Genomic DNA, 23,517 nt, shown 5'->3' with positions numbered 1-23,517 from the left:
CCCGGTGAAGAGGGGAATCCCGTGCCGATCCGCCCTGCGAACCTTGCCACCATGTCCGCCACCATCGCCGGAGCCATCTCGGGGATGTCGAGCAAGGAGGAGGAGACCGCGCCGGTCCGCGTCACCTTCGAGTCCGGACACGAGCAGACCGTGGAGAACGGCGGCTGCCGCGTCCTGGAGACCGGCCAGGGAGGGGTCGTCGAGATCGACGGCGAGTCCCGGTTCGCCCTCTTCGCGGGCACCAGCTGCCAGGGCAGCCGCACCCTGGCCTCCGGGAACGGCTCCGTACGCTTCGGCACCCCGGTCCTGGCCGGGGCCATCGTCATCGGCTAGAGGGTCACGCAGGCGCCGGCCCGGGACAGCGGCCGAGGGTGTCCGCCTCCGCCCCGGGCGGTACGGCCTTACGGCCTGGCGGCGTCCCGTACGGACAGTTGCGGGTACAGCAGGGCCGGGTCCTCGCCGATCCGGGCCTTCCACCGGGCCGTGCGCCCGTCGGCCAGCACTTCGAGGGAACCGGCCTCCAGTCCACTCAGCGCTTCCCGGGCGATCGCGTCGGGATCCGACTTCTCGTCCTCGATGCCGGCCATCATTTCGGTGTCGACGCTCGCCATGGCCAGCGCCGTGACCTGGGTGCCCTGGGCGGCCAGTTCGTACCGGACACCGTTGGTCAGCGCCCAGGCCGCGGCCTTGGACGCCCCGTAGCTGTTGGAGTGCTCGAACGCCATCCACGCCATGACCGACAGCACGTTCAGCACGGCACCGCCGCCGTGGGCGGCCAGGACCGGCGCGAAGGCGCGTACCGTGCGCAGGGTGCCGAAGAAGTTGGTCTCCATCTCCAGCCGGATGTCGTCCTCGGCACCGTCGGTGAGGCGCGCAAAGGTCGAGACTCCGGCGTTGTTGATGAGCAGTGTCGTGTCACTGGCCGTGGCCGCGGCCCGGGTCACGGACCCGTCGTCGGTGACGTCCAGTTCCAGCGGGACGACTCCGGGCGCCTCGGGCACGGTCTCCGGTCGGCGGGCGGCCGCATAGACCTTTGTGACGCCCCTGCGCCGCAACTCGGTGACGAAGCTGCGCCCGATACCCCGGTTAGCCCCTGTGACCAGGGCGATCTCGTTTCTCATGTCCATGCCCGCTACACTAAAACCTCACGTCGGCGTGAGGGTCAAGTGCAGGAAAGGCGGAAAGCGGACGATGAAGATCGGCGAGCTCGCGCGTCGGGCCGGGGTGAGCGTGCGGGCGTTGCGCTACTACGAGGAGCAGGGCCTGCTCAGCCCAGAGCGGACAGCGTCGGGGCAGCGCCGCTACACCGAGGACGCTGTCGAGGCGGTACGCCTGTTCCAGCGGTTCTACGCGGCCGGCCTCAGCAGCCGCTCCATCGCGACGCTGCTGCCCTGCGTGAACAACGGCCGCACCACTGAAACGCAGCGCCACATGCTGCGCACCGAACGCGACCGCCTCGCGGACCGGGTCGAGGAAATGACCCACACGCTTCACCGGCTCGACGATCTCATCACCGCCGGCGACGACCACAGCGGACAGCTCCCGGCTGCTCGCTGAGAACTGCGGCCGGCACCAGCGGCGCCCCGCCCTCAGGGCCCCGGCTCCCGGGGGACGCTCTCGAGGGTGTCGCCGCGCGAACGCAGGACCTCGCCCGCGGCCGCGTGGCCCAGGGCGAGGCGGCGGTCGGCGGGCAGGCCCTTCAGCAGGCCGGACAGGTACCCGGCGGCGAAGGCGTCGCCCGCGCCGACCTCCTCCACGACCTCGACCGGCGGGGCGGGCACGAAGACGGTGTCCGCCCCCTCGAAACACGTCGCCCCGTGCGCGGCGTCCTTGACCACCAGGGTCGGCACCTCCGGGAGGACCGCGCGGACGTCCTCCGCGGCGGGGGTGCCCCACAGGCGTTCGGCCTCGTCACGGCCGACGAACACCACGTCGGCCCGGCGCGCCAGGTCCAGCAGCACCGGCCCGGCCTCGCGTGCGGCCCACAGGGCGGGCCGGTGGTTGACGTCGAAGGAACGCAGCGCGCCGTTTCCGGAGCGCCGGTCGAGCAGGTACTCGACCAGGGTGGCGCAGCGGGCGGACAGCGCCGGGGTGATCCCGGACAGGTGCACCAGCCGGGGCCCCCGGGACCACACCTTCTCCGCGTCCGCGGCGGACATCGTCGAGGCCGCCGACCCCCGCCGGTAGTACAGGACCCCCGCCCCGCCGGGCGCGGTGTCCTTCACGTACAGGCCGGTTGGGTGTCCGGGATCCACCTCCACCCCGCGCACGTCGACCCCGCGGCGGGCGACGGCGCCGGTGACGATCCTGCCGAAGGGGTCGTCGCCGACCCGGCTCACCCAGGCGGCCCGGTGTCCGAGCCGGGCCAGCGCCACGGCGGTGTTCGACTCCGCCCCGCCGGTGCCCACGCTCAGCCGGGTCCCCTCCGCCAGGGCCTCGGGGGAGGTGAGCACGGCCATGGTCTCTCCGACGCAGACCGCGTCGATCCCGCTCATCGGCGGCCCCTGCGGACCGACCGGCCGGGCAGGCGGTCGGTGCGCCTGCCGTCCCGGAGGGTGAACTCGCCGGCGAGCATGACGTGTTCGACGCCCACGGGGGTGCGGCGCGGGTCCTCGTAGGTGGCCCGGGCGTCCACGGTGTCGGGGTCGAACACGACGAGGTCGGCGACGGCGCCGAGCTGGATGGACCCCCGGTCGGTGAGGCCGAGCCGTTGGGCGGGGCGCGAGGTCAGGTGGCGGACGCACTCCTCCAGGCTGAGGACGCCGAGTTCGCGCACGTAGTGGCCCAGGTAGCGGGGGAAGGTGCCCCAGCCCCGGGGGTGCGGCCGGTCGCCGACGAGGATGCCGTCGCTGCCGGCGGTATGGGCGCTGTGCCGCATGATCGCGCGGATGTTCTCCTCGTTGCCGACCTGGAGGAGGCAGCCGCTGCGGAGTTCGTCGGCGACCAGCAGGTCGGCGTACACCCGGCCCGGGGCCTCGCCGCGCTGTTCGGCGAGGTCGGCTACGGAGGAGCCCACGGCCCAGGAGAGCGCGGGGTCCGCGGTCCCGGTGACGACGAGGGTGCTCCAGTCCATCGGGATGCCATGGTTGCCGTCGGTGCCCTCCACCTCGATCTCGTGCAGGATGCGGGCCCGGGTGCCGGGGTCGCGCAGGCGGTCGAGCACGGCGGCGGTCCCGCCCTCCTGGGACCAGCTCGGCAGCGGGGCGCCGAGGTAGGTGGCGCTGGCCCGGTAGGGGTAGCTGTCGAGGGTGACGTCGAGGCCGTACCGGACGGTGGCCTCGTCGATGGCGTCGAGGACCTCGGGGGCCCGGCCCCGGTTCTGCGGGAAGTTGACGTGGCAGTGCGCGAGATGGAGGGGCACGTGGGCGCGGCGGGCCACGTCCAGGCACTCCTGGTAGGACTCCACGACCCTGGAGCCGTAGTTGCGGTGGTGGGGACAGTAGTAGCCGCCCGCCGCACGGACGGGTTCGAGGAGGGCGACGATCTCGTCGTCGCCGGCGTACATGCCGGGGGTGTAGGTCAGGCCGGAGGAGAGCCCGTGCGCGCCGTCGGCCATGCCCCGGGCGACGATGGTGCGCATGCGGTCGACCTCGGCTTCCGTGGCCGGCCGGTCCTCGTTGCCCACCACCGCCATCCGGACGTTGCCCTGGGGGACGAGGTAGGCGGCGTTGGTCGCGGAGCCGCGGTCGATCCGGTCGAGGTACTCGCCGACCGTGCGCCAGGAGTGGTCGAGTTCCGGTGTCCCGTTCCAGGCGGCGATCTGTTCGCGGATCGGTTCGGCGGTGCCGTCGGTGACGGGGGCGTAGCCGAGCCCGTCCTGGCCCAGCACCTCCAGGGTGACGCCCTGGCAGACCTTGGCCTCGTGGGCGGGGTCGGCGAGCAGGGCGAGGTCGGAGTGGGCGTGCATGTCGATGAACCCGGGGGCGACCGCGAGCCCGGTCACGTCGATCACGTCTCCGGTGGTCCTGGCGCTCCCCGGCGGGACGATATGGCTGATGCGGCCGTCGCGCAGGACGAGGTCGGCGAGGCGGGAGGGGCCGCCGCTGCCGTCGATCACCCGTCCTCCGGCGAGTACGGTCTCGGGCTGCACTGTTCCTCCGTTCGGGGTCCCCGGCGCCCGGTGCGGCGAGGCTGCCGCCGACGTGCCGGTGTGGCCCAAGATACGCTGCGCGAAAGAAAATTGGTAACTTTGTTGCCAGTAAATGTGACCTGCCGCCGGCGGACCAGCACGGGCACCGGCACGCGCAGGTGCACACCAGACCCGACCGAAGGAGTCACATGTCCAAGAAGGCGGTCCGGACCGACAGGGCCCCCGCTCCGGCCGGAGCCTACAGCCAGGGCGTCGTGGCGGGCGGGTTCCTGTACACGGCCGGGTTCGGTCCCCAGGACCCCGAAACCGGGCGGGTCGCGCCGACCGTGGGTGAACAGACCGCCCAGGTACTGGCCAACGTCTCCGCCGTACTCGCCGAACACGGCCTCACCCTCGACGACGTCGTCAAGGCCACCGTCCACCTGGAGAACCTCAAGGCGGACTTCCCGGAGTTCAACGCCGTCTACGAACAGCACTTCACCGCCCCCTACCCGGTGCGGACCACCGTGGGCTCGGACCTGGCGAACATCCTCGTCGAAATCGACGTCGTCGCCAAGCTCCGCGACTGACGACACTCCGCACCTGTGACGGACCGGCCGCCCCGACAGGCGGTTCCACCGGCGCGGCCGGCCCCCTGACCACCACCTACCCGATACGGCGCGCCCTGACCACCAGGTCGTGCACGGTGTAGGTGGTGCCGTCCAGGGTCTGCTCCCCCGGCCGGGCCTCGTCGACGAGCACCTCCCACTCCCCCTCGGCGAGCGCGGCGACCACCTCCTCACCCCCGTAGAACAGCTCGGGGTCCGGCGGACGCGGCACCCCCTGCTCCAGGTCACTGGGGTGGTGCGCGACCACCAGGAGCTCACCGTCGGGCGCCACCGCGGTGGCCAGGCCCGCGAACAACCGCGCCCGGGGATCCGGGTAGAGGTGCATGAACTGGGCCGTGACCAGGTCGAACCCGGGCGTCGGCTGAGACCACCGGGTCACGTCCGCCTCCAGCCAGGTAATCCGTTCCGCGATGTCCGGTGCCCGCTCGGCGGCGTGCGCCGCGGCCCGGTCCAGCGCCACGAACGAGATGTCGACCGCGGTCACCCGCCATCCCCGCTCGGCCAGCCACAGCGCGTCCGCGCCCTCGCCGCTGCCGACGTCCAGCGCCCTCCCCGGGGGCAGCTCCCCGGCCTCCGCGACCAGGTGCCGGTTGGGCCGCCCGCTCCAGATCCGCTCACCGGAGCGGTACCGCTCGTTCCAGAAGTCCTCGCCCATCTCCTCGGGCAGGGACTCGTGTTCGTGGGCCATGTGCCGACCACCTCCGCCTACCACTCTGCTCGGTGGCGGCGGGCCGAGCGAGTCCCCTTGCCGGAACGGCAAAAAGCGAGGCATCCGCCCCGCGACTCAGGAAAAACCCCGAACAACCCATTCGCCACACGTATCCCACTGACCGTCCACACCCCCACGAAAACAGCTCATAGAGGTCAAACATGATCATCTGGAACGGCTGGGGCATTCTCGTCGTCCTCATCGCGGCGGTCTTCACCGTCCCCCTCGGCTTCCTCGCGGCCGAATTCCTGGGCAGCGACTCCGCGGGCCTCGGTGCGGGCGCGGGCCTCGTCCTCGGCGCCGTGGGCGTCTACTTCGCCGGCAGGAAGCTGAACGCGCCCAGGCAGGGCTTCCACCCCGCCACCGGCCAGCCGGTGGTGTACCGCAACGCGCACACGTTCTTCTTCGTGCCGATGCAGTACTGGGCGTTCATCCTGCCGATCGGCGGCGTCGCCGCGGCGGTCAGCGCCCTGCCGCTCTAGGCCCCCGGAGCGCCCGGGACACCTCGTCCCGCAGGGCCCCGCCCCTCTCCCCGGGAGGGCCGGGGCCCTCGCGTTCGGCGACCGTGCGCCCCGGGAGGGGCCGCCGGGCCCGGGAGCAACCCAAGGCCCGGACTCCCTAATCGGAGGCGTCGAAGTCCTTCAGGCACAGTTCCAACAGGGCCAGCACCCGCTCCTTGAGCTGTTCGCGGTCGTGCGCGCGCAGGGCGGTCGCGCCCTCCACCCGCCGGACCCGGCCCACTCCCATCAGCACGGCGGCGACCAGGGAGGCGTGCACGCGCGCGTCCCTGCCGCCCAGGTAGGCGGCGAGGGGCTCGATCAGCGCGCTCTTGAGCCGCCCCTGGTAGACCGCCTGGAGGTCGGGGTCGCCGGCCGAGTCGTCCAGCGACAGCTGGAGCGGGCTCCCCTCGCCGTGCAGTCGGCTGACCGAGTGTTCGGCCAGCCGTTCCGTCAGCCCCTCCGGCGGACCCTCCTCGATCAGCCTGGGGAAGACGCCGTCCTCGCGCAGGATCTCGGTGAGCAGTCCGGCCTTGGACCCGAAGTAGCGGTTGATCAGGGCGACGTTCACCCCCGCGTGCGAGGCGATCTTGCGGGAGGAGACCGCCCCGTACCCCTCGCTGGTGAACAACGCCTTCGCGCTGGCGAGAATTCGTTCCCTGGTCGCCTCACGGCCACGCACCGGTGCCTCGGCACCGCCTCCGGTCCTGTCCGGATGGTCCATCTGCACACCCCTTGGTGGCCGCGGTCTGGCTTTCAGGTTTCCAGGTTGGCACCTCGGTGCACCCGGCGCATACCGGAACGGGCGTAGAGATACCGATTTGACAGGTCAACAGCGTTTACATATACCTGAGGTGGATGCTTGCCCCCGGTGTGTGTGCCGTGGGGCTTTCGTGCGTCCGGAATCGGGGGCCTCATGGAACAGTCGGTACGCGGGAGATCCAAGCCACGGAAACCGTCCCGGATCCCCGGGTCCCCTCCCCCACAGGCGTCCCCGTCCCCCGCCGAACCGGCCGGGCCCGCACCCGAGTACCCCCCGCGCCGGGTCGTGCGCCGGATCATGGTCGGCCTCGTGCTGGCGATGCTGACCTCGATGCTCACCAACTCGATCATCGGCACCGCCCTGCCGACGATCATGGGCGAGCTCGGCGGCCAGGACCGGCTGGCCTGGGTCGCCACGGCCGCCCTGCTGACCATGACCGCGTCCACACCGGTGTGGGGCAAGCTCTCCGACATCTGGGGACGCAAACTCCTCTTCCAGATCGCCCTCGGCGTCTTCATCGCCGCCTCGCTCGCCGCCGGATTCGCCCAGGACATCAACTGGCTGATCGCCGCCCGCGCCCTCCAGGGACTGGGCGTAGGCGGCCTGGCCACCCTGCCCAACATCATCCTCGGCGACGTCGTCTCCCCACGGGAGCGCGGCCGCTACAGCGGGCTGATCGGCATGGTCTTCGGCGTCTCCACCGTGCTCGGCCCCCTGGTCGGCGGCTTCCTCGTCGACAGCCCGCTCGGCTGGCGCTGGTGCTTCCTCATCACCGTTCCGCTCGCCGTGGTGGCGTTCTGCGTCATCCAGTTCATGTTCCGGATGCCGTTCACCCCGCGCCGCAAACCGTCCGTGGACTGGCTGGGCGCCGGTCTGATCTTCGGCGCCGCCAGCACGGTGATCGTCCTGATCAGCCTGGGCGGCACCCAGATCCCGTGGAACTCACCGGCCGCGTACGCCATGGGCGGCGCCTCGGTGCTGCTGACCGCCGCCGCGATCCTGGTCGAGCGCCGCGCGAAGGAACCGATCATCCCCGCCCGCCTGTTCCGCGACCGCACCTTCGTGCTGGCCTCCGTCGGCTCGGTGGCCGTGGGCATGATGATGTTCGGCCTGATCATCTACATGCCGCAGTACCTCCAGATGGTCCACGGCATGAGCCCGACCGTGTCCGGCCTGATGACGCTGCCCCTGGTGGGCTCGTTCCTGGTCACCTCGATCGGCTCCGGCTTCGCGGTGAGCGGGACCGGCCGGTGGAAGGCCTACCCGGTCGTCGGCATGGTGCTGTGCGTGCTCGGGTTCACCGTGCTGAGCCTGGCCCAGGCCGACCCCGGGCTGACCACGGTCGTCGCGGGGCAGATGCTCGTGGGACTCGGCTTCGGGCTCAACATGCAGCTCCTGCTGCTGGCCACCCAGAGCTCACTGCCGGTGCGGGACCTCGCGTCCGGGACCGCCTCGGTCACCTTCTTCCGCAACCTGGGCGGTGCCATGGGCGTGGCGGCCTTCGGCGCGGTGATGGTGAGCCGGCTCAACGACGAACTCGCCTCCGCCGCCACCGCCGCACGGGAGCGCCTGGCCGCCGACACCGCGAACGGCACCGACTCCGGCGCCGAGGCGCTGGCGATCGGCCTGGAGGAGGCGGCCGATTCGGCGCAGGGCTCTCCGGAGCTGGTGCACTCACTGCCCGAACCCGTACGCGAGGTGATCGTGGGCGCCTTCGACCACGCGATGCAGGGCGTGTTCGTGGCCGGGATCCCCGTCGCGGCGCTGGGCCTGGTGGCGGTGTCGTTCATGAGGGGTGTGCCGCTGCGCGGCGGCCCCGGGAGGACGGCCCCGGCCGGCGAAGCCGTGCCGGGGACTCAGAGGTAGCGGCGCAGGCCCGCGGACGACTCGTCGAAGCCCAGGGAGGCGTAGAACTGCTGCGTCCCCTGGCGGCCCTCGTAGGAGAGCAGTTCGACCTTGTAGCAGCCCGCGCGCGTGGCGCGGTCCAGGGCGTCCTCCATGAGCGCCCTGCCGATGCCCTGGCGCCTGGTCTCGGGATCGACGACGAGGTTGTCGACCACCGCCCAGGGCTGGGCGTCGTGGGTCAGGTTGGCCACCACCAGCAGGTCCAGGGTCCCGATGATCTGCCCCCTGCGCTCCGCCACCAGGACGGTGCGGTCGGGGTCGTTCTCCATCCGGGTCCAGGCGCGTACGGCCGCTGAGGACATGCGAACGTGCGCGCTCTGCGTATGAGTGGTGTCACCGAGGTCGCGTAGGAGGCGCAGGATCGCACCGAGGTCAGACCGTATGGCCGCGCGTATCATCATGGCTGTCGGCATCGTAGCCGACAGCCTGCGACAAGGCGGACGTCCCCCTACAACTGACCACAAAGCACCGGGGCGGGACCGGCCTGGTCCCGCCCCCGTCACCTGACGGGCGGAGCTCCGCCCGTCAGGGCTTACGGATGATCCGAACGCCCTCGTCGCCCGTGGGCGGCTGCTGGGGGCCCTCCGGTCGCCGGTAGACCCCGGTGATGCCCGGGTCACCGCCGACCTCGTCGGCGGGCGGGGCCGCCGGGGGCTGCTGCGGACCGCTCTGCTGCTGGTGGGCCTGCGGCTGTCCGCCGGGAGCCGGGCCGGTGAAGCGGGCGCCCTGCGGGGGCTGCGCGGCCGCGGCCCTGGGGTCGCCGCCCTTGCCCTCGTCCTGCTGCACCTCCGGCTTCGGGCCCTCCTGCTTGGCCTGGTCGGGCTTGGGCACCGGCTTGATGCGCACCGTCGCCTCGTCCGACTCCTGCTGGAGCGGGGGAAGCTTGGTGGTGGCCTCGTCCTTCTCCGGCTGGGCCGCGGGCTTGGCGGCCTCAGGGGCCCCGCCCTCCGAGCCCTTGTTCCCAGCGGCCTTGTCCTCCGGAGCCCGGCCCTGGGCCGCCTTGTCCTCCGGAGCCCCGCCCTCGGGCTTGGCTGCCTGCTTGGCCTGGCCGGCGTTCTGCCGACCCGGGCTCTGCTGACCGGAGTCGCGCTGATCCCCGGGGGCCTCCGCCGGGGCGGACGCCGCGTCCTCGCGGGACAGGCCCGTCTCCAAGGCGCCGGCCCGGTCCTCGGCCGCGACCAGGTCGGCCAGCGTGGAGTGCATGTCCTTCAGTCGGCGCAGCGCCTCGGCGTGCGTGGCCGTCAGCGTGGCCAGACGGCGGTCCGCCGTGTCGTGGATCTTCTTGGCCCTGGCCTCCGCCTCGCTCAGACGGCGGTCGCCCTCCTGCTTGGCCTGCTCCCGGAGCTGGTCCGCCTCCTTCTTGGCACCGGCGACCATCTCGTTGGCCTCGGTGCGCGCGGAGGAGACGATCCTCTCGGCGTGCTCCTCGGAGTCCTTGCGGTGCTTGGCGACCTCTTCCTGGGCCTTCTTCTGGGCCTCCTTCACCTCGGCCTCGACCCGGGAGCGACGCTCCTTGGCCTCTTCCTCGGCTATCCGGAGGATCTCCGCCATACGCTCACTGATCTGCTCGTGCTCAGGTTTGACCTGGGCCTTCTCCCGAGCGATCGCGAGGTCGCGCTTGTACTGTTCCAGTTCGTCGTCCATCCGCTGGAGACGCTCGCGGAGGTCCTTGAACTGGTTGTCCATTCGGACGTAGTAGTCGTCGACGTGCGCCTTGTCGTAGCCGCCCTTGCGCACTGTCGGGAACCTGTCTTGCTGCAGTCCGCCGCCCGGCAACATATCGCTCATGTGCCCTTCATGTCCTTAACACCGTTGACTGCGCGTCGCAGATGGTGAGAGTAGCCCCGTACCCATTTGTCACAGAAACACCCGCCGGGCCCCTGTGGTGAGGTCGGCCCGAAGATGGTTTTTCGTGCTCCGGTTCGGCGCGATGAGGGGCACCGGCCGAGAGCGGAGCGTAACGCCGTGGACACCGTCCAAACGACCAAGGTAGACACGCGCTGCGCCCCAGCGTCAAGATCCCTGACAGGTACATCGCCGTGCGGACCCTGGTCACGTTCTTACTAAGGTATGCGCGATCATCCCCGTACGGGGGCAGAGCGGTCAACTTCCCGCACTCCGGCCCCGGGGACCTACGTTCGAGAGGACCGTGACATGGGCAGCGCGACGGACGGACCGGCGGCGGAGCAGGCCCCGCAGGCACCGGGGCCGTGGATCGGCGGGGCGCCCTTCGGTGAACCGGAGATCCATCCCACCGCCTGGATCGCTCCCGGAGCCGTCGTGGTGGGACGCGTCCGGCTGGGCCCCCGGAGCAGTGTCTGGTACGGATCGGTCCTTCGCGCCGACACCGAGGACATCGTGGTGGGTGAACGGGTCAACATCCAGGACCAGTGCGGTCTGCACTCCGACCCCGGCCAGCCGGCGATCCTGCACGACGACGTGAGCCTGGGCCACAAGGCGATGGTGCACGGCGCGATCGTGGAGGAGGGCGCGCTCATCGGTATCGGGGCGATCGTGCTGGGCGGCGCCCGGGTGGGCAGGGGCGCGCTGGTCGCCGCGGGCTCGCTGGTACCGCCCGGCAAGACCGTCCCCCCGGACACCCTCTGGGCGGGCCTTCCCGGGAAGGTCGTCCGGGAACTGAACGACGACGACCGCCTCGTGCTGGAGCACACCCCCACCGCCTACGCGGGCTACGCCGTCCAGCACCAGGACGTCACCTGGCGCTGACCCGCGCGGCGGCTCACACGCGTCCCGGGACCGCGTCCGCACAGCGGTCCCGGGCACCGGCCCCGCGACCGGATGGCCCTCTCGGGGGAGGCCCCGCACCCCTCCCCCGAGAGGGCCACCGGCCTCTGGCTAACCCGGGTGGGCGGGCCACTGGTCCACAAGAGTCATGCGCCCCGGGCACTGGCGGACGTAGCCTGGGGGTCCTCTCGCCCTGTGGGAACGGTTCCGTCGCGCCCGCGCCCACAACGCCCCGCGCAGGGGCTGCCGTCCTGTCCTGCGACGCCGTTGTCCCGGGAGGTGAGTGGTGGCGAGTACCCCGGGTCTGCGCAACCGTCTCCACGACCACGTCGCCCTGGACGAGATCGAACTCTACGCCGAGGTCCTCATCGCCGTGGCCGACGCCGACCACGCCCTCAGCCCCGCCGAGCTCGACCGGGTCCTCGGGCTCACCACGGGGGCCGGGGCCTGCGCTCCCCCCGCGGTATCGGCGGAGGACGGCCACCCGCACGGCCTTCCGGCGGATGAACCCCCGGACGGCGGTGTCCAGGCCCCGCCCAGGCCCCGCGATCCCGTCCGCCCCGGGGAAGGGACGCGGGGCGAAGAGCCGGAGGAGACGGCACCGCGCGACCCCGGACCGCTGGAGGAGGCCGGCCAGAGCCGGCACCCCGACCCCGCGGTGCCCCTGCGTACCGGTCACCGCTCCGCGACCGTCGTCCTGCCCGCCCACGGAACCGGCTCCGACACCAGGCCGCCGCACCCCAGGTGCGAACCGTTCCTTCCCTGGTACGTCCGGCACACCTGAGGGGCCGGGCCGCCCGGTCGGGGCCCGCCCCGCCGCAGCAGGCTCCGCTCCGGCCGAAAACGGCCCGATCCGGCCACGCCGATCCCGCTCCGCGTGCGGGTGCAACGGGTACTGCCTCTCTGGGCCCCGGGGCCCGGGGAACGGCCAGCACCCTTTCAGGAGCCAGACGTGAACACAGCGCCCGAACGGACCGCGCACGAGGAGGACAGCGCCTCCGGCCTCCGCCGCCGACGGCACGACGAGAACGGCACCGACAGCACCCGCCGTACCGCCCTCACGGTCGCCCTTGCGGTGACCTTTCTCTTCCTCCTGGTCACGGCGGTCGGTCTCATCTGGTTCCTCTCCGAACAGGGCCCGGGGTCCGGCGCGGAAACCGCCCCGGCTGCCGACGGAAGCGAGAGCACCGAGGAGGACGGGGAGGACGGTACCGCCGGTCCGGGCGCGGGGCCCGACGGGGAGGGCACCGTCACCGACCCCAGGGCGGGGCTGGCCTACGAACTGCCCGGCGAGGGTTGGGAACGTCTCGGCGACGACCAGGTCCCGGCGGAGTTCTCCTCGTACGCGGTCTACGGATCCGCGGAGGACCCGGACGCGATCATCGTCACCGGAACCGAGGACCTCGGTTCCCTGGAACCCGTCGCGGTCTCCGGGGTCCGTATGGCCGTGGACATGGTCGGCGACCTGGTCACCGACGGCGGTGACGTGTGGGCCGAACCGTCCGGGCAGACCGAGGTGGACGGCCTGCCCGCCTTCGGTGCCACCGTGGGCAGCGGCCCCGGGAACGGTGCGGACGCCTACGGCCGGTTCCTGGTGGTCGAACTCGCCGGAGGCAAGGGCGCCTTCGTGCTCGGCCTCGACACCGGTGGCACGAACGAGGCCACCGAGGGCATCGACGCCGCCCTCTCCTCGGTCAGAGTCCTCTGAGTACGCCTGTGGGGCCGAAGGGCTGACGGATCACGGCGCTGACGAATCACAGCGGGATGATCGCGCGGAGCAGGAAGCCGCCGTCCCTGGTCCGGGCCCCGGACAGCGCTCCGCCGCCCAGGGCGACGCGCTCGGACAGGCCGGCCAGCCCGTTGCCGCCGGAGCACTCCGCGTCCTCCCCCTTCGCACGGTCGTTGTGGACCTCCACGACCAGCTGTCTCAGCCCGTCGTCGCCCTCCCGGGCGATCGCGAAACTGATCTGGCACGCCTCGGCCTCACTGTGCCGCAGGACGTTCGTGCCGCCCTCACGCACCACCCAGGCGGCCAGTTCGGCGACCTCCGGCGGCAGCTCCAGCCCGTCCAGGCCGGTGACCTCCGCCCTGGTACCACCCGAGCCGAGGACGGCCGCGACCGCTTCCACCTCACCCCGCAGATCGACCTCCCGGTACCCGCTGACCGCGGACCTCACCTGTTGGAGCGCCTGACGGGCCAGGGCCTGGACCTCCGCGATCTCGGTGCCCGCCCGTTCGGGGGCCCGGTCCACGAGCCGCCCGGCCAACTGGGCCTTGACCGACAGGGCCGAGAGGCTGTGCCCGAGCAGGTCGTGCATGTCCCGGGCGAACCGGAGCCTCTCCTGGGTCACCGCCAACCGGGCGCGGGCCCGCTGCCCGGCGACCGCCTCACGGCTGATGTCCCACAGCCAGACCGTGCCGAGCGTGGCCGTCACCTGGAGCAGCGCGGCGGCGGCCGCGGCCAGCCAGACCAGGCCGTAGGCGAGGGGGTCGACCTCGCTCGGGTCGAAGAAGGTCGGGATCAGCGGCAGGGGGGACAGCAGGAGCAGGAGGGTGACCAGGAGCCCGGACCGGCGCGAGGTGAAGAAGATCCCGGTCCCCCACCAGAAACCGATCATGACCAGGGTCAGGGGCGGGGAGCGCAGGAACACGGCTGCCGCCAGCAGCAGCACCACCGAGGTCCAGAAGAGCTTCGGGCTCGGCTGCCGGTTGCCGTCCACCCGTTCCCGGAGCAGCCGCACGAGCAGGACGGCGACCACCACCGCCAGGGCCGTACCCACCGCCGAACGCCACAGCGGCACGCCGAGCTGGAGGCTGACGAGGACGTCTCCGAAGGCCAGGGCGACCAGGATCAGGCCGTTCAGGCCGATCACCCCCATGATGATCCGCCGGGCGATCCGGACCCGTCGGTCGTCGGCCATGCCGCCGGGGTCGACGCCCTCCCCCTGGAGGGCATCCGTTTCCGGGCCTGTCGGTGCCGGGGCGTCGTCGGGCCCGGGGGGATCCCCGCCGGGGTCCGCGGCAGCTGTCGCGGCGGTGGACCCCGGCGGGGGCGCGTTCCCGGTCCGGCGGTCCGACACGGCGAGCGGGTCCGGGCCGCGCACACCGTCCTCCGGGGGGACCGGCCCGTCGGGCAGGGGGAGGGCGGCCCGGAGCAGGAAGCCGCCGCCGTCGGTCCGGGCCGCCGTCAGGGTGCCGCCCACCCCGTCGACCCGTTCGGTGAGCCCGGCCAGACCGCTGCCGGAGTCCGCTCCGCCCCGCCCGTCCTTCCGGGCCCTGTCGTTGACCATCTCCACGACGAGTTCCCGGCGCCCGTCCCCGGACGGCTCCAGCACGGAGAAGGCGATCCGGCAACGGTGGGCACGGCTGTGCCGCAGGACGTTCGTGCCGCCCTCGCGCACCACCCAGGCGGCCAGGGCGGAGGTGTCCAACGGCAGTCGGAGGCCGTCGAGCCCGGTGACGCTGGTGGCGGTCCCGTTGGCTTCCAGGACCGCGCGGACCGAGCGCACCTCCGTGCCGAGGTCGATGTCGCGGTACCCCCGGACCACCGAGCGCACCTGCCGCAGTGTCGTCCTGGCCAGGTCGTGGACCCGGTCGACCTCCGCCTTCGCCGCTTCGGGATCGGTCCGCAGGAGCCCGCCGGCCCGCCGTGCGCCGATTTCCAGCGAGCCGAGTTCGTGCCCCAGCAGCTCCCGGATGTCGTTGGTGAAGCGGAGCCGTTCCCCGTCCACCGCCAACCGGGCCCGGGCCTGTTCCCCCTCGACCGCCTCCCGGATCCGGTCCCACAGCCAGACGGTGTACAGCAGGCTCAGCCAGACGAAGACGCCCCAGAGGACCGTGACGATGCCGTGCCCCAGCAGGCTGAGGAGGGAGATTTCCCGGGGCGAGACGAGAGCGCTCGCCCACGGCAGTGCCGCCAGGAGGAGTGTGGGGGGCAGGAGCCGTCCCCTTGGCGCCAGGCAGACGACGATGGCCCACGTGCTGGCGCAGATGAAGAAGACGTTGGGGGTGTGCCACAGGAAGAGGGCGACCACGGCGAGCAGGGCGAACGTGCTCCGGTAGAGGCGGCGGTCCGGGGCCCGCGCCCCGTCCAGCCGGTCCCGGATCATCCGGAACATCGCCGCCGAGCACAGGACTGCGGCGAGGAGGACCACGAGGGAGCGGACCGCGGTGAGCAGCTCCGGCTGGTCGGCCGGGGTGTCCAGGTCCAGCTCCGTCAGCAGCCCGGACGCGGCCCAGAAGGGGATGACCAGGGGGAAGAGCGCCGTACTCCACAGGCACAGCGTCCGGGCGCGACGGACCCTGCGGTTGAAGCTCCTGCTCGCCTCCGACGGGGCGAGCCCCTCCGCGTCCCCCGGACCGGGCCGGTTCCCGGGGCCGGGCGGCGCCGTCTCCACCGCACCAGCACCGTGGTTCACCACGTCCGCCTCCCTGCGCCGTCAGTACGTCGGTGCCGGGCGGCCCCGGCAGCGCTCCCCCTCACGTTAGAGCGCGTCGGGCCCTTCCGGGCGTTGTCCACAGCCCGGTCCCGTTCCGGGCCCTCCCCTCGGCGCGGCCGGGCCGGGGCGCCCCCGTCCCGGGCGTCCCGGCGCGGGTGTCCCGGCCCCGCCCTACGGCTGGCGGGGGTCCCACTTGAAGTAGCGGTGGACCAGCAGCGCCAGGACAGCGATCCACACGAGCATCACGCCGATGGCCGGCAGGGCGCCGGTCCACAGGGCCGCGGTGCCGACCGCCTCGGCGCCCTCGACGCCGCCGAAGACGTCGTAACCGGTGTAGGCGGCCTGGGCCATCTCGGCGGTCGGGGCGACCGGGAGGAACTGGGCGACCACGCGCACCGGCTCGGGCAGCAGGTCGAGCGGGAAGAAGACCCCGCCGGTGAGCAGCAGCGCCAGCATCGGGACCATCGAGAACATCTGCGCGGACTCGGCGTTGCGCACCAGCGGTGTGATCAGCAGGCCGACCAGGCTCATGGCGACGGCGCCCAGCAGCACCGCGACCAGCATCAGCACCGGGTCGGCGGGCACCCTGCCGCCGACGGCGATGACCAGCGCGGCGAGCAGCAGGGTGAACAGGACGACGAGCGCCACCACCCCGCCGAAGATCGCCGCCTGCGGGACCCCGCTCACCCGGAGCCGTTTGAGGACCAGCGACTCCCGCCGTGCGGCGAACACGTTGGAGGGGTGGCCGATGCCCAGCATCAGGCCGATTCCGAGGACGGCCGCGGCGAAGGAGAGGTCGAGGGTGGTGAAGTCACCGAAGGCCGGGGTGCTGGGCACCGACGTCAGCGGCATGAACAGGACCAGCGGCATCACCAGGTACAGCCACGCGGTCTTGTACCGGACGAAGAGGGTGAACTCGGTACGGGTCAGGCGCAGGGTCTGCCGGAACCATCCCGGGGCGGTCCGTGTGCGGGCGGCCCCCCGGTCCGGGGCCGGGGCAGTGGTCGTGGTCATCGGGTTTCTCCTGGGGTCTGTGCGGGGCCGCGCGGTGGGGGCGGGCGGCCCCGGTGGGGCGGATGGGGCGGGTCGGACCCGGTGTCTCACTCCGGGAGCGTGTCGGCGGTGTCGTCCGCCACCCGGAGGAACACGTCCTCCAGGGAGGCGCCGCGGACCTGGAGGTGCTGGAGGGTCGTCCGCTGTTCACGGGCCCACTCGAACAGGGCGGACACGGCGTGGTGGGCGCGGTCGGCGACCTCGCCGCCGGTGACCGTGTAGGTGGCCCACAGGGCCTGGTCCCGGGTCCGCACCTCGACCTCGGCCCCTTCGACCTCGGGCAGGTCGGCGGTACGCACGTCACTGGGGACCAGGAAGCTCACCCGGTCGCCCCAACCCGCGAGGACCCCGGCCAGGGTGCCCTCCACGTGGACCCGGCCTCGGTGCATGATGGCGAGGCGGTCGGCGAGGCGCTCGGCCTCCTCCAGGTAGTGCGTGGTGAGCAGGACCGCGACTCCGCTCTCCTTGAGATCGCTGATGAGCTTCCAGGTCTCGTTCCTGGCCTCGGGGTCCATGCCGGTGGTGGGCTCGTCGAGGTAGAGCACCTCGGGGTCGCTGATCAGGGCCAGCGCCAGGTCGAGTCGGCGCTTCTGGCCGCCGGAGAGCTGGCGGACGCGGAGTCTGCGCTTGTCGGTGAGGTCGACCAGCCCGAGGACCTCGTCGGCGTCGCGGGGGGCGGCGGCGAGATCGCTGGCGAGGCCGAGGTTCTCGTCCACGCTCAGGTCGTCGAGGAGTCCGCTGCCCTGGAGGACCGCGTTGACGCGTTCACGGACCCCGGCGGGCTGGTTGAAGGGGTCCCGGCCGAAGACCCGGGCACTGCCGGAGCTGGGTCGGCGGAAGCCCTCCAGCGTCTCGATGGTGGTGGTCTTCCCCGCGCCGTTGGTGCCCAGGAGCGCGAAGAGCTCACCGGGCCGGATCTCGAAGGAGACGCCCTTGACCGCCTCGAAGTCGCCGTAGTGCTGGTGGAGGTCGCGGACGACCACCGACGGCCCCCCGGTCTGGGCGGGGTCCTGGTTCGCGGCGGCCGGTTCGGTGTTCGCTGTCGTCGTCATGCCCCCAGGCTCCCGCGAACCGGTCCCCCGCCGACAGACGCTCCTGTCACCGGCCCGCGATGGCACTTCACCCGGCTCCGGCACTGACAAATGTCATCGGTTCGTCGGTGAGGAAACCCGGCTCTCCGGGGCCGGGATCCCTTCGCTCCGCGCGTGGTGGTGCGGCCGCGCCCGCACGTGCCCCTTCTTCACCTCACGTGCGGGCGCGATCGCGACCGCCGGCGGGTACGCGCCCGTCCCCTCACTACTCACGTCGGGCGCGGCCCCTCGGCGGTTGTCAACTTTCTACACGAATCCTCCCGGCCGTGTGGGCGGAATGCGTTATTGCCCGGTGCACCGGAACCGCGGGGCCGCGCATTGGCCGCCTTCTTCCCGGAAAGCATCATCCGGTGGGGGTGTTTCCGCCTCCAGGGAGGCCGGACAGGCACTTCGGGCAGCACCCGCCCACCGGGAGGAACCCAGACTGACCAGTCATGACGACCCGAATGACAGCCCCTTCACCGTCGTACCCCCGGGGAGGGAAAAGGGCTTTTCCGAACACCAGGGACGGAAAGCAATTCGCCGGGAAACCGAAACGACCAGGCGCGCGGACGGGAACACGGAAGCGGTTCCGGCGGGAGCGTGCGGGAGGAGCGATAGCCGAGCGATAGTCGCCCCTCGAACGGCCTCCGCATCATGGTGGCTCCCGTCCGGAGACCCCTCCAAGGAGATCCCATGCGTTTGCCCCGTCCCGCCCGAACCCTCGCCGCGGCCGTCGCCCTGACCGCCCTGCTCGTGCCCGGCACGGCCGCCGCCGCTGCCGGCGAGGACGAGCGCATCGACTGCACCACGTCCCCCAACCTCGGTCTCGGCCACGTCTCCTACACCTGTGAGACGGAGGCGGAGGACCTCCGCTGGCGGGCCTCGGGGCGGTGCGCCCTGTTGCTCGGCTTCGCCTTCGTCTCCTCCGAGGTCGTCCGGGGCAGCGGCAGCGCGGAGCTGCGCTGCCCGCCCTCCGTCCCGACTTCGGGGCTCATCACCCACCACCTGGTCGTCCTGGACTGACCCGTACGACCCCGGCCGGGGAGCGGCCCCGGCCGTACGGTGCCCGGCGATGCGAAAGGGGCGGGGCGCCCGGTGTCCCGCCCTGGTGGCCGTGGCCTCGGTCGCGGTCAGCCGGCCACCAGGGCGACCGCCGACTCCACCGCCGCGCGCTGGGGGGACAGGTCCGCGTCCTCCGGGAGGCGTGCGCAGGTGAGCCACAGGCCGTCCACGAGCACGATCAGCAGCTCCGTCAGAGCCGCCGGGTCCTGCCCGGGCGCCAGTTCTCCCCGGTCGCGGGCGTACTCCAGCACCAGGCGGAGGTGCTTCCTGGCCTGGGCGTCCAGCTCGGACAGGACCTCGGCGAAGGCCGGATCGACGGCCGCGCGCGCGTAGAAGGCGGACCAGATCCGCGCCTGTGCCCGGCGCCGTCCGTCGGTGGGCAGCAGGTCCAGGAACACCTGCCGCAGCCCCTCGGCGAAGGTGAGGCCGCCGGGGCCCACCCGGAACCGGTCGAACCGCGCGAACACCTCGTCGATGGAGGCGCGCAGTGCGAAGTGCAGCAGTTCGTCCTTGGCGGCGAACTCCCGTTGGACCGCGCCCACGGACAGCCCCGCCTCCGCGGCGACCACCCGGACGCTGACCCCCTCCAGCCCCTCGCGGGCGGCGATGCGGTGGATCGCCTCGGCGATCCGACCTCGGCGGGCTTCCCTGTCTACGACCTTCGGCACCCGCCCATTCTGACACACCCCCATCTTTTTGATACGTTCGTATCGATACGAACGTATCGGAAAGAGGTGGCCCATGCCCTACTCCGCGCGCACGCACCGGACCCGCCCCCGGGCCCGTGCGGCACTCCTCACCCTGTCCGCCCTGCTCGCCCTCCCCGGAACCGCCGCGACCGCGCTCGTCCTGCTCCCGCCCGTGTCCTGGGCCGGCTGGCAGTACGCGCTGCTGGCCCTGGAGTTCTCCCTGTTCCTCACCGTTCCGGCCGCCCTCGGGCTGGCTCTGGCGCTCCTCGCTCCCCGGGGCACCGGAACCGCCGCCCCCCGGCGCGGGGCGGCCCTCGCCCTGGCCGGGCTGAACGCCGTCCTGCTGGTCGTGGCCCTGGTCCCCGCCGCGTCGCTGTGGTCGACCGCCCGCGAGGAGGGAGCGCCGCTCAGCCTGCCGGAGTACACGGCCGGGCTCGCCACCTCCGCCGACCGCGAACCGCTCACCCTGGAGTACGCCACCGTCGACGGCGAGCCCCTGGAGCTCGACGTCTGGCGGCCCGCACGATCCGCCGACGAACCCCTGCCCGTCGTGGTGAACGTGCACGGCGGGGCGTTCGACATGCCGCAGAGCATGCTCCCCCGCTGGGACACCTGGCTGGCCGACGGCACGGACCACGCCGGTGGCTCCGGTTCCCCCGGGGACGGTGTCCCGCAGCAGCGCGTGGTGTTCGACGTGGACTACCGCTTCTTCCCCGACGGCGCCGGGGGAGAGGCGGTGCGCGACGTCCGGTGCGCGCTCGGCTGGGTCCACGGGAACGCCGCCGAGTACGGCGGCGACCCCGAACGCATCGCCGTCACGGGGCAGTCCGCCGGAGCCCTGCTGGCGCTGCTCGCCACCTACGGCTCGGACCACCCGCCCAGCTGCGACACCGAGGTCCCCGAGGTCGCGGCGGTGATCGCCTGGTACTCGGCGACCGACACGACCGCCGACGCCCCGGACTTCCCCTGGCGCATGCGTCACTCCCCCGTCGGCGCCGAGCTGGTGGAGAGCGAGGAGCGCATGATGGGCGGCTCCGCCGACGAGGTCCCCGAGGAGTACGCGGCGATGTCGCCCCTGCGCCTGATCGGACCGGACACCCCGCCGACCCTGCTGCTCACCGCCGGGCACGATCTGTTCGTCAGCCCGGAGGACAACCGGCGGACGGCCGCCGCCCTGGACGGGGCGGGGGTGCCGCACCGCCACGTGGAACTGCCCTGGACCGAGCACATGTACGACCTCAACTGGGGCGGGTTCGCCAGCCAGATCACGCGGCACACGGTCGACGGCTTCCTCCGCGAGCACCTCTGAACCCTCGCCCGCCGCCCTCGGCGGCACCCGTGCGACCGCCCCCCCGGGCAGCACGAAGGGGCGGGGTGCGCCGGGCACCCCGCCCCTCACCGTGTGCGGTGGTCCGTCGGAGGACCGCGTCAGCTCCTAGGCGTCAGCGGTCTCCTTGTCCTCACCGGACTCGGCCGGTCCCTCGTTCCTGATCGAACGGAGCAGCAGCTGGGAGACGTCGACGACCTCCAGCGACTCCTTGGCCTCGCCCGCGGACTTCTTCTCGTTGATCGCGTCGCCCAGCATGACCTGGCAGAACGGGCACGCGGTGGAGACGGTGTCCGGGTTGGTGGTCAGCGCTTCGTCGACCCGCTCGGTGTTGATGCGCTTGCCGATCCGCTCCTCCATCCACATGCGGGCACCGCCGGCGCCGCAGCAGAAGCCCCGCTCCTTGTGGCGGTGCATCTCCTGGGTCTTGACGCCGGGCACCTGCGCCATGATGTCGCGCGGAGGCGTGTACACCTTGTTGTGGCGGCCCAGGAAGCACGGGTCGTGGTAGGTGATGTTCTCGTCGATCGAGTTCACCGGGGTCAGCTGACCCTCGTCGACCAGCTTGGCCAGCAGCTGGCTGTGGTGGACGACCTCGTAGGTGCCGCCCAGCTGCGGGTACTCCTTGGCCAGGGTGTTGAAGCAGTGCGGGCAGCTGGCCACGATCTTGGTGACGCCCGCGTCGTTGAGCGTCTCCACGTTCTGCTGGGCCAGCATCTGGAAGACGTACTCCATGCCCAGGCGGCGCGCCGGGTCGCCGGTGCAGGCCTCCATGCCGCCCAGGACCGCGAACTTGACGCCCGCGATGTCCAGCAGTTCGGCGATGGCCTTCGTGGTCTTCTTGGCGCGGTCCTCCAGGGCGCCGGCGCAGCCGACCCAGAAGAGGTACTCGGTGCCCTCGGGCAGCTTGTCCTCGACGACCGGGACCTCGACCGGGTTCTCCTGGGAGGCCAGCTCCTCGATCCAGTCCATCCGCCGGTCCTCGGCCATGCCCCACGGGTTGCCCTTGTTCTCAAGGTTCTTGAGCAGGGTGTTGGCCTCGGACGGGAAGTTGGACTCGACCATGACCTGGTAGCGGCGCATGTCCAGGATGTGGTCGATGTGCTCGATGTCCACGGGGCACTGCTCGACGCAGGCGCCGCAGTTGGTGCAGGCCCACAGTTCGTCGGGGTGGATGACGCCGCCCTCCTCCTCGGTGCCGACCAGCGGCTTGTTGAGGAGTGCGAGGACGTCGACGCCCGCGTGGCTGTTGTCGGGAGCCTCGGCGAGGGTCTCCTCGGTGATGCCCTTGAGGAGGTACGGGGCCTTCTCGTAGGCGTGCGCCTGGAGGTCGAGGATGACCTTCTTCGGCGAGAGCGGCTTGCCGGTGTTCCAGGCGGGGCACTGCGACTGGCAGCGGCCGCACTCGGTGCAGCTGGTGAAGTCGAGGAGGCCCTTCCAGGTGAAGTCCTCCAGCTTGCCGGCGCCGAACGGGTCCTCGTCCGGGTCGGCCTCCTCGAAGTCGAGGGGCTTCTTGCCGGAGGAGTCCATCATCTGCTTGGCGCCGGCCAGGGTCGGGGACCCGTCGGCGTTGCGCTTGAAGAAGATGTTGAACGGCGCCACGAACCGGTGCCAACCGATACCCATGGTGAGGTTGAAGTACAGCACCACGAAGAACAGGTAGCTGATGATCAGCTTGAACGCGGCGACCAGCGCGATGGCGGGCTCGGCCACGGCGGCGTCGGTCGGCATGACCGCGCCCACGGCGTGGGAGACCGGGGTGGCCCAGGTCGGGAACGGGAAGTCCTCGAGGGCGACCTTGAGGCCGCGGATCACGAAGATCGAGATCAGCAGGGCCCACAGGTAGGCCTCGACGTAGTACGCGGTCCAGGTCTTGGAGTTGAAGAACCGGGACTGCTTGCCCTTGCGGTGGGGGCCGTTCAGCAGGCGGTAGATCGTCAGGCCGACGATGCCCGCGAGGCTGGCCGCGGCGATGATCTCGATGGCCAGGCCGTAGACGGCCCAGTCGTGGATCACCGGAAGCTTGAAGTGCGGGTCGAAGACCTCGCCCTGGGCCTCGACGACCGTGAAGAACAGCAGCGGGAACGAGACCATCACGAACCAGTGGGCCACGCCGACCCACGGCCGCTTGAGCATCCTCGTGTGCCCGAGGATCTCGATGAGCGTCATCGTGAGCCGCTTGCCCAGCGACTCCGTGCGCTCCGGCTCCACCGGTCGGCCCACACTCACAGTTCGCCAGATCTGGTAACCGCCCAGAGCGAACAAGGCAAGCGCGACCACGGCGAAGACCGAGGTGATGATGCCCAGCGTCAAGTACAGAGGATGCATCGTCCGTGGCCTCCCATCCTGCTTTCGTCGTCCGGTGCGCCACACACCGGAGGTCATCTTTGATGTTACTAGCGAGTAATAGCACGGCGACCATCGACCCTGGGCCTCGACGACCCGGCATCAGCGGCAGCCCCGCCCCTCCTGTCATCCATCGCCCGCGCGCGATCGGGCTGCGGGCCCCGACGGCGCGGGTGCCAACCGTAGCCAGCCACAGCACAACAGAACCACT

At 72.0% G+C, this 23,517-nt stretch carries 22 protein-coding genes; 10 read left to right on the top strand and 12 right to left on the bottom strand.

The genetic code is table 11. The features are described from left to right. Positions 1 to 21 precede the first annotated feature (21 nt). Entirely contained in the window at positions 22 to 333 is a 312-nt protein-coding gene (locus AC0VYD_RS01800; protein ID WP_191275509.1) for a hypothetical protein, read from the top strand. A 68-nt stretch (positions 334 to 401) separates the two neighbouring features. Here AC0VYD_RS01800 and AC0VYD_RS01795 read toward each other — a convergent pair whose 3' ends face one another. Beyond that, the gene (locus AC0VYD_RS01795; RefSeq protein WP_475478277.1) at positions 402 to 1,127 is read right to left on the bottom strand and encodes an SDR family oxidoreductase; all 726 of its coding nucleotides are present in this window, start codon (positions 1,125 to 1,127) and stop codon (positions 402 to 404) included. A 64-nt stretch (positions 1,128 to 1,191) separates the two neighbouring features. Here AC0VYD_RS01795 and AC0VYD_RS01790 point away from each other — a divergent pair, with 64 nt between their 5' ends. Continuing rightward, on the top strand, positions 1,192 to 1,557 hold the full coding sequence (locus tag AC0VYD_RS01790; protein ID WP_475478276.1) for a MerR family transcriptional regulator: 366 nt from the start codon (positions 1,192 to 1,194) through the stop codon (positions 1,555 to 1,557). Between the two features lie 32 nt (positions 1,558 to 1,589). On the opposite strand, the gene AC0VYD_RS01785 is transcribed toward AC0VYD_RS01790, so the two are convergent. Continuing rightward, positions 1,590 to 2,495 carry a sugar kinase gene (locus AC0VYD_RS01785; protein ID WP_475478275.1) on the bottom strand — a complete coding sequence of 302 codons (906 nt, stop codon included), beginning with the start codon at positions 2,493 to 2,495 and terminating at the stop codon, positions 1,590 to 1,592. Further along, a complete protein-coding gene (locus AC0VYD_RS01780) occupies positions 2,492 to 4,090 on the bottom strand; it encodes an N-acyl-D-amino-acid deacylase family protein (RefSeq protein ID WP_475478274.1) in 1,599 nt (532 codons plus the stop codon). The genes AC0VYD_RS01785 and AC0VYD_RS01780 overlap by 4 nt, the downstream gene beginning before the upstream one ends. Before the next feature lie 188 nt (positions 4,091 to 4,278). Between AC0VYD_RS01780 and AC0VYD_RS01775 the strand changes: the two genes are divergently transcribed. Further along, a complete protein-coding gene (locus tag AC0VYD_RS01775) occupies positions 4,279 to 4,659 on the top strand; it encodes a RidA family protein (RefSeq protein ID WP_191275515.1) in 381 nt (126 codons plus the stop codon). Positions 4,660 to 4,735: 76 nt separating this feature from the next. On the opposite strand, the gene AC0VYD_RS01770 is transcribed toward AC0VYD_RS01775, so the two are convergent. After that, complete coding sequence (locus tag AC0VYD_RS01770) at positions 4,736 to 5,386, bottom strand: class I SAM-dependent methyltransferase (protein WP_475478273.1); 651 nt, start codon at positions 5,384 to 5,386, stop codon at positions 4,736 to 4,738. A gap of 182 nt (positions 5,387 to 5,568) precedes the next feature. Here AC0VYD_RS01770 and AC0VYD_RS01765 point away from each other — a divergent pair, with 182 nt between their 5' ends. Beyond that, positions 5,569 to 5,889: a hypothetical protein gene (locus AC0VYD_RS01765; RefSeq protein ID WP_475478272.1), complete on the top strand. Its 321-nt coding sequence runs from the start codon at positions 5,569 to 5,571 to the stop codon at positions 5,887 to 5,889. Positions 5,890 to 6,025: 136 nt separating this feature from the next. On the opposite strand, the gene AC0VYD_RS01760 is transcribed toward AC0VYD_RS01765, so the two are convergent. Further along, positions 6,026 to 6,628: a TetR/AcrR family transcriptional regulator gene (locus AC0VYD_RS01760; protein WP_475478271.1), complete on the bottom strand. Its 603-nt coding sequence runs from the start codon at positions 6,626 to 6,628 to the stop codon at positions 6,026 to 6,028. A gap of 192 nt (positions 6,629 to 6,820) precedes the next feature. Between AC0VYD_RS01760 and AC0VYD_RS01755 the strand changes: the two genes are divergently transcribed. Further along, positions 6,821 to 8,533: an MDR family MFS transporter gene (locus tag AC0VYD_RS01755; protein WP_475478270.1), complete on the top strand. Its 1,713-nt coding sequence runs from the start codon at positions 6,821 to 6,823 to the stop codon at positions 8,531 to 8,533. On the opposite strand, the gene AC0VYD_RS01750 is transcribed toward AC0VYD_RS01755, so the two are convergent. Together AC0VYD_RS01750 and AC0VYD_RS01745 are read right to left on the bottom strand one after the other, a co-directional pair. Then, the gene (locus AC0VYD_RS01750; protein WP_475480153.1) at positions 8,524 to 8,973 is read right to left on the bottom strand and encodes an N-acetyltransferase family protein; all 450 of its coding nucleotides are present in this window, start codon (positions 8,971 to 8,973) and stop codon (positions 8,524 to 8,526) included. The two genes, AC0VYD_RS01755 and AC0VYD_RS01750, sit on opposite strands and share 10 nt — an antisense overlap. 124 nt (positions 8,974 to 9,097) lie before the next feature. Continuing rightward, positions 9,098 to 10,351: a cell division protein DivIVA gene (locus AC0VYD_RS01745; RefSeq protein WP_475480152.1), complete on the bottom strand. Its 1,254-nt coding sequence runs from the start codon at positions 10,349 to 10,351 to the stop codon at positions 9,098 to 9,100. Positions 10,352 to 10,726: 375 nt separating this feature from the next. Between AC0VYD_RS01745 and AC0VYD_RS01740 the strand changes: the two genes are divergently transcribed. The 3 genes from AC0VYD_RS01740 to AC0VYD_RS01730 all read left to right on the top strand — a co-directional run bounded on the left by AC0VYD_RS01740 (position 10,727) and on the right by AC0VYD_RS01730 (position 13,025). Further along, complete coding sequence (locus tag AC0VYD_RS01740) at positions 10,727 to 11,299, top strand: gamma carbonic anhydrase family protein (RefSeq protein WP_473037012.1); 573 nt, start codon at positions 10,727 to 10,729, stop codon at positions 11,297 to 11,299. Between the two features lie 304 nt (positions 11,300 to 11,603). After that, positions 11,604 to 12,101, top strand: a complete 498-nt coding sequence (locus tag AC0VYD_RS01735; protein WP_475478269.1) for a hypothetical protein — start codon at positions 11,604 to 11,606, stop codon at positions 12,099 to 12,101. Between the two features lie 168 nt (positions 12,102 to 12,269). Then, the gene (locus tag AC0VYD_RS01730) at positions 12,270 to 13,025 is read left to right on the top strand and encodes a hypothetical protein (protein ID WP_475478268.1); all 756 of its coding nucleotides are present in this window, start codon (positions 12,270 to 12,272) and stop codon (positions 13,023 to 13,025) included. Positions 13,026 to 13,071: 46 nt separating this feature from the next. Here AC0VYD_RS01730 and AC0VYD_RS01725 read toward each other — a convergent pair whose 3' ends face one another. From AC0VYD_RS01725 to AC0VYD_RS01715, 3 genes are all read right to left on the bottom strand, one after another. Next, positions 13,072 to 15,738: a sensor histidine kinase gene (locus AC0VYD_RS01725; protein WP_475478267.1), complete on the bottom strand. Its 2,667-nt coding sequence runs from the start codon at positions 15,736 to 15,738 to the stop codon at positions 13,072 to 13,074. A gap of 189 nt (positions 15,739 to 15,927) precedes the next feature. Then, entirely contained in the window at positions 15,928 to 16,770 is an 843-nt protein-coding gene (locus AC0VYD_RS01720) for an ABC transporter permease (protein ID WP_475478266.1), read from the bottom strand. An 86-nt stretch (positions 16,771 to 16,856) separates the two neighbouring features. After that, on the bottom strand, positions 16,857 to 17,861 hold the full coding sequence (locus AC0VYD_RS01715; RefSeq protein WP_475478265.1) for an ABC transporter ATP-binding protein: 1,005 nt from the start codon (positions 17,859 to 17,861) through the stop codon (positions 16,857 to 16,859). Between the two features lie 714 nt (positions 17,862 to 18,575). Between AC0VYD_RS01715 and AC0VYD_RS01710 the strand changes: the two genes are divergently transcribed. Continuing rightward, positions 18,576 to 18,905 carry a hypothetical protein gene (locus tag AC0VYD_RS01710; RefSeq protein ID WP_475478264.1) on the top strand — a complete coding sequence of 110 codons (330 nt, stop codon included), beginning with the start codon at positions 18,576 to 18,578 and terminating at the stop codon, positions 18,903 to 18,905. Positions 18,906 to 19,012: 107 nt separating this feature from the next. On the opposite strand, the gene AC0VYD_RS01705 is transcribed toward AC0VYD_RS01710, so the two are convergent. After that, positions 19,013 to 19,612, bottom strand: coding sequence for a TetR/AcrR family transcriptional regulator (locus tag AC0VYD_RS01705; RefSeq protein WP_475478263.1), 600 nt, complete (start codon positions 19,610 to 19,612; stop codon positions 19,013 to 19,015). A 73-nt stretch (positions 19,613 to 19,685) separates the two neighbouring features. On the opposite strand from AC0VYD_RS01705, the gene AC0VYD_RS01700 reads away from it, so the two are divergent. Continuing rightward, positions 19,686 to 20,942, top strand: coding sequence for an alpha/beta hydrolase (locus AC0VYD_RS01700; RefSeq protein WP_475478262.1), 1,257 nt, complete (start codon positions 19,686 to 19,688; stop codon positions 20,940 to 20,942). Positions 20,943 to 21,068: 126 nt separating this feature from the next. On the opposite strand, the gene AC0VYD_RS01695 is transcribed toward AC0VYD_RS01700, so the two are convergent. Further along, the gene (locus tag AC0VYD_RS01695) at positions 21,069 to 23,288 is read right to left on the bottom strand and encodes a (Fe-S)-binding protein (RefSeq protein WP_475478261.1); all 2,220 of its coding nucleotides are present in this window, start codon (positions 23,286 to 23,288) and stop codon (positions 21,069 to 21,071) included. Between the last annotated feature and the right edge of the window lie 229 nt (positions 23,289 to 23,517).

The organism is Nocardiopsis sp. iso_40 (assembly GCF_056173285.1).
This window is presented reverse-complemented; position numbering and strand designations above follow the sequence as displayed.

What these genes read in the sequence shown, in the direction of transcription:
- AC0VYD_RS01770 (WP_475478273.1), bottom strand. Translation starts at nt 5,386, where the DNA reads ATGGCCCACGAACACGAGTCCCTGCCCGAGGAGATGGGCGAGGACTTC.
- AC0VYD_RS01790 (WP_475478276.1), top strand. Translation starts at nt 1,192, where the DNA reads ATGAAGATCGGCGAGCTCGCGCGTCGGGCCGGGGTGAGCGTGCGGGCG.
- AC0VYD_RS01745 (WP_475480152.1), bottom strand. Translation starts at nt 10,351, where the DNA reads ATGTTGCCGGGCGGCGGACTGCAGCAAGACAGGTTCCCGACAGTGCGC.
- AC0VYD_RS01775 (WP_191275515.1), top strand. Translation starts at nt 4,279, where the DNA reads ATGTCCAAGAAGGCGGTCCGGACCGACAGGGCCCCCGCTCCGGCCGGA.
- AC0VYD_RS01785 (WP_475478275.1), bottom strand. Translation starts at nt 2,495, where the DNA reads ATGAGCGGGATCGACGCGGTCTGCGTCGGAGAGACCATGGCCGTGCTC.
- AC0VYD_RS01765 (WP_475478272.1), top strand. Translation starts at nt 5,569, where the DNA reads ATGATCATCTGGAACGGCTGGGGCATTCTCGTCGTCCTCATCGCGGCG.
- AC0VYD_RS01760 (WP_475478271.1), bottom strand. Translation starts at nt 6,628, where the DNA reads ATGGACCATCCGGACAGGACCGGAGGCGGTGCCGAGGCACCGGTGCGT.
- AC0VYD_RS01795 (WP_475478277.1), bottom strand. Translation starts at nt 1,127, where the DNA reads ATGGACATGAGAAACGAGATCGCCCTGGTCACAGGGGCTAACCGGGGT.
- AC0VYD_RS01720 (WP_475478266.1), bottom strand. Translation starts at nt 16,770, where the DNA reads ATGACCACGACCACTGCCCCGGCCCCGGACCGGGGGGCCGCCCGCACA.
- AC0VYD_RS01755 (WP_475478270.1), top strand. Translation starts at nt 6,821, where the DNA reads ATGGAACAGTCGGTACGCGGGAGATCCAAGCCACGGAAACCGTCCCGG.
- AC0VYD_RS01750 (WP_475480153.1), bottom strand. Translation starts at nt 8,973, where the DNA reads ATGATGATACGCGCGGCCATACGGTCTGACCTCGGTGCGATCCTGCGC.
- AC0VYD_RS01715 (WP_475478265.1), bottom strand. Translation starts at nt 17,861, where the DNA reads ATGACGACGACAGCGAACACCGAACCGGCCGCCGCGAACCAGGACCCC.
- AC0VYD_RS01700 (WP_475478262.1), top strand. Translation starts at nt 19,686, where the DNA reads ATGCCCTACTCCGCGCGCACGCACCGGACCCGCCCCCGGGCCCGTGCG.
- AC0VYD_RS01695 (WP_475478261.1), bottom strand. Translation starts at nt 23,288, where the DNA reads ATGCATCCTCTGTACTTGACGCTGGGCATCATCACCTCGGTCTTCGCC.
- AC0VYD_RS01740 (WP_473037012.1), top strand. Translation starts at nt 10,727, where the DNA reads ATGGGCAGCGCGACGGACGGACCGGCGGCGGAGCAGGCCCCGCAGGCA.
- AC0VYD_RS01710 (WP_475478264.1), top strand. Translation starts at nt 18,576, where the DNA reads ATGCGTTTGCCCCGTCCCGCCCGAACCCTCGCCGCGGCCGTCGCCCTG.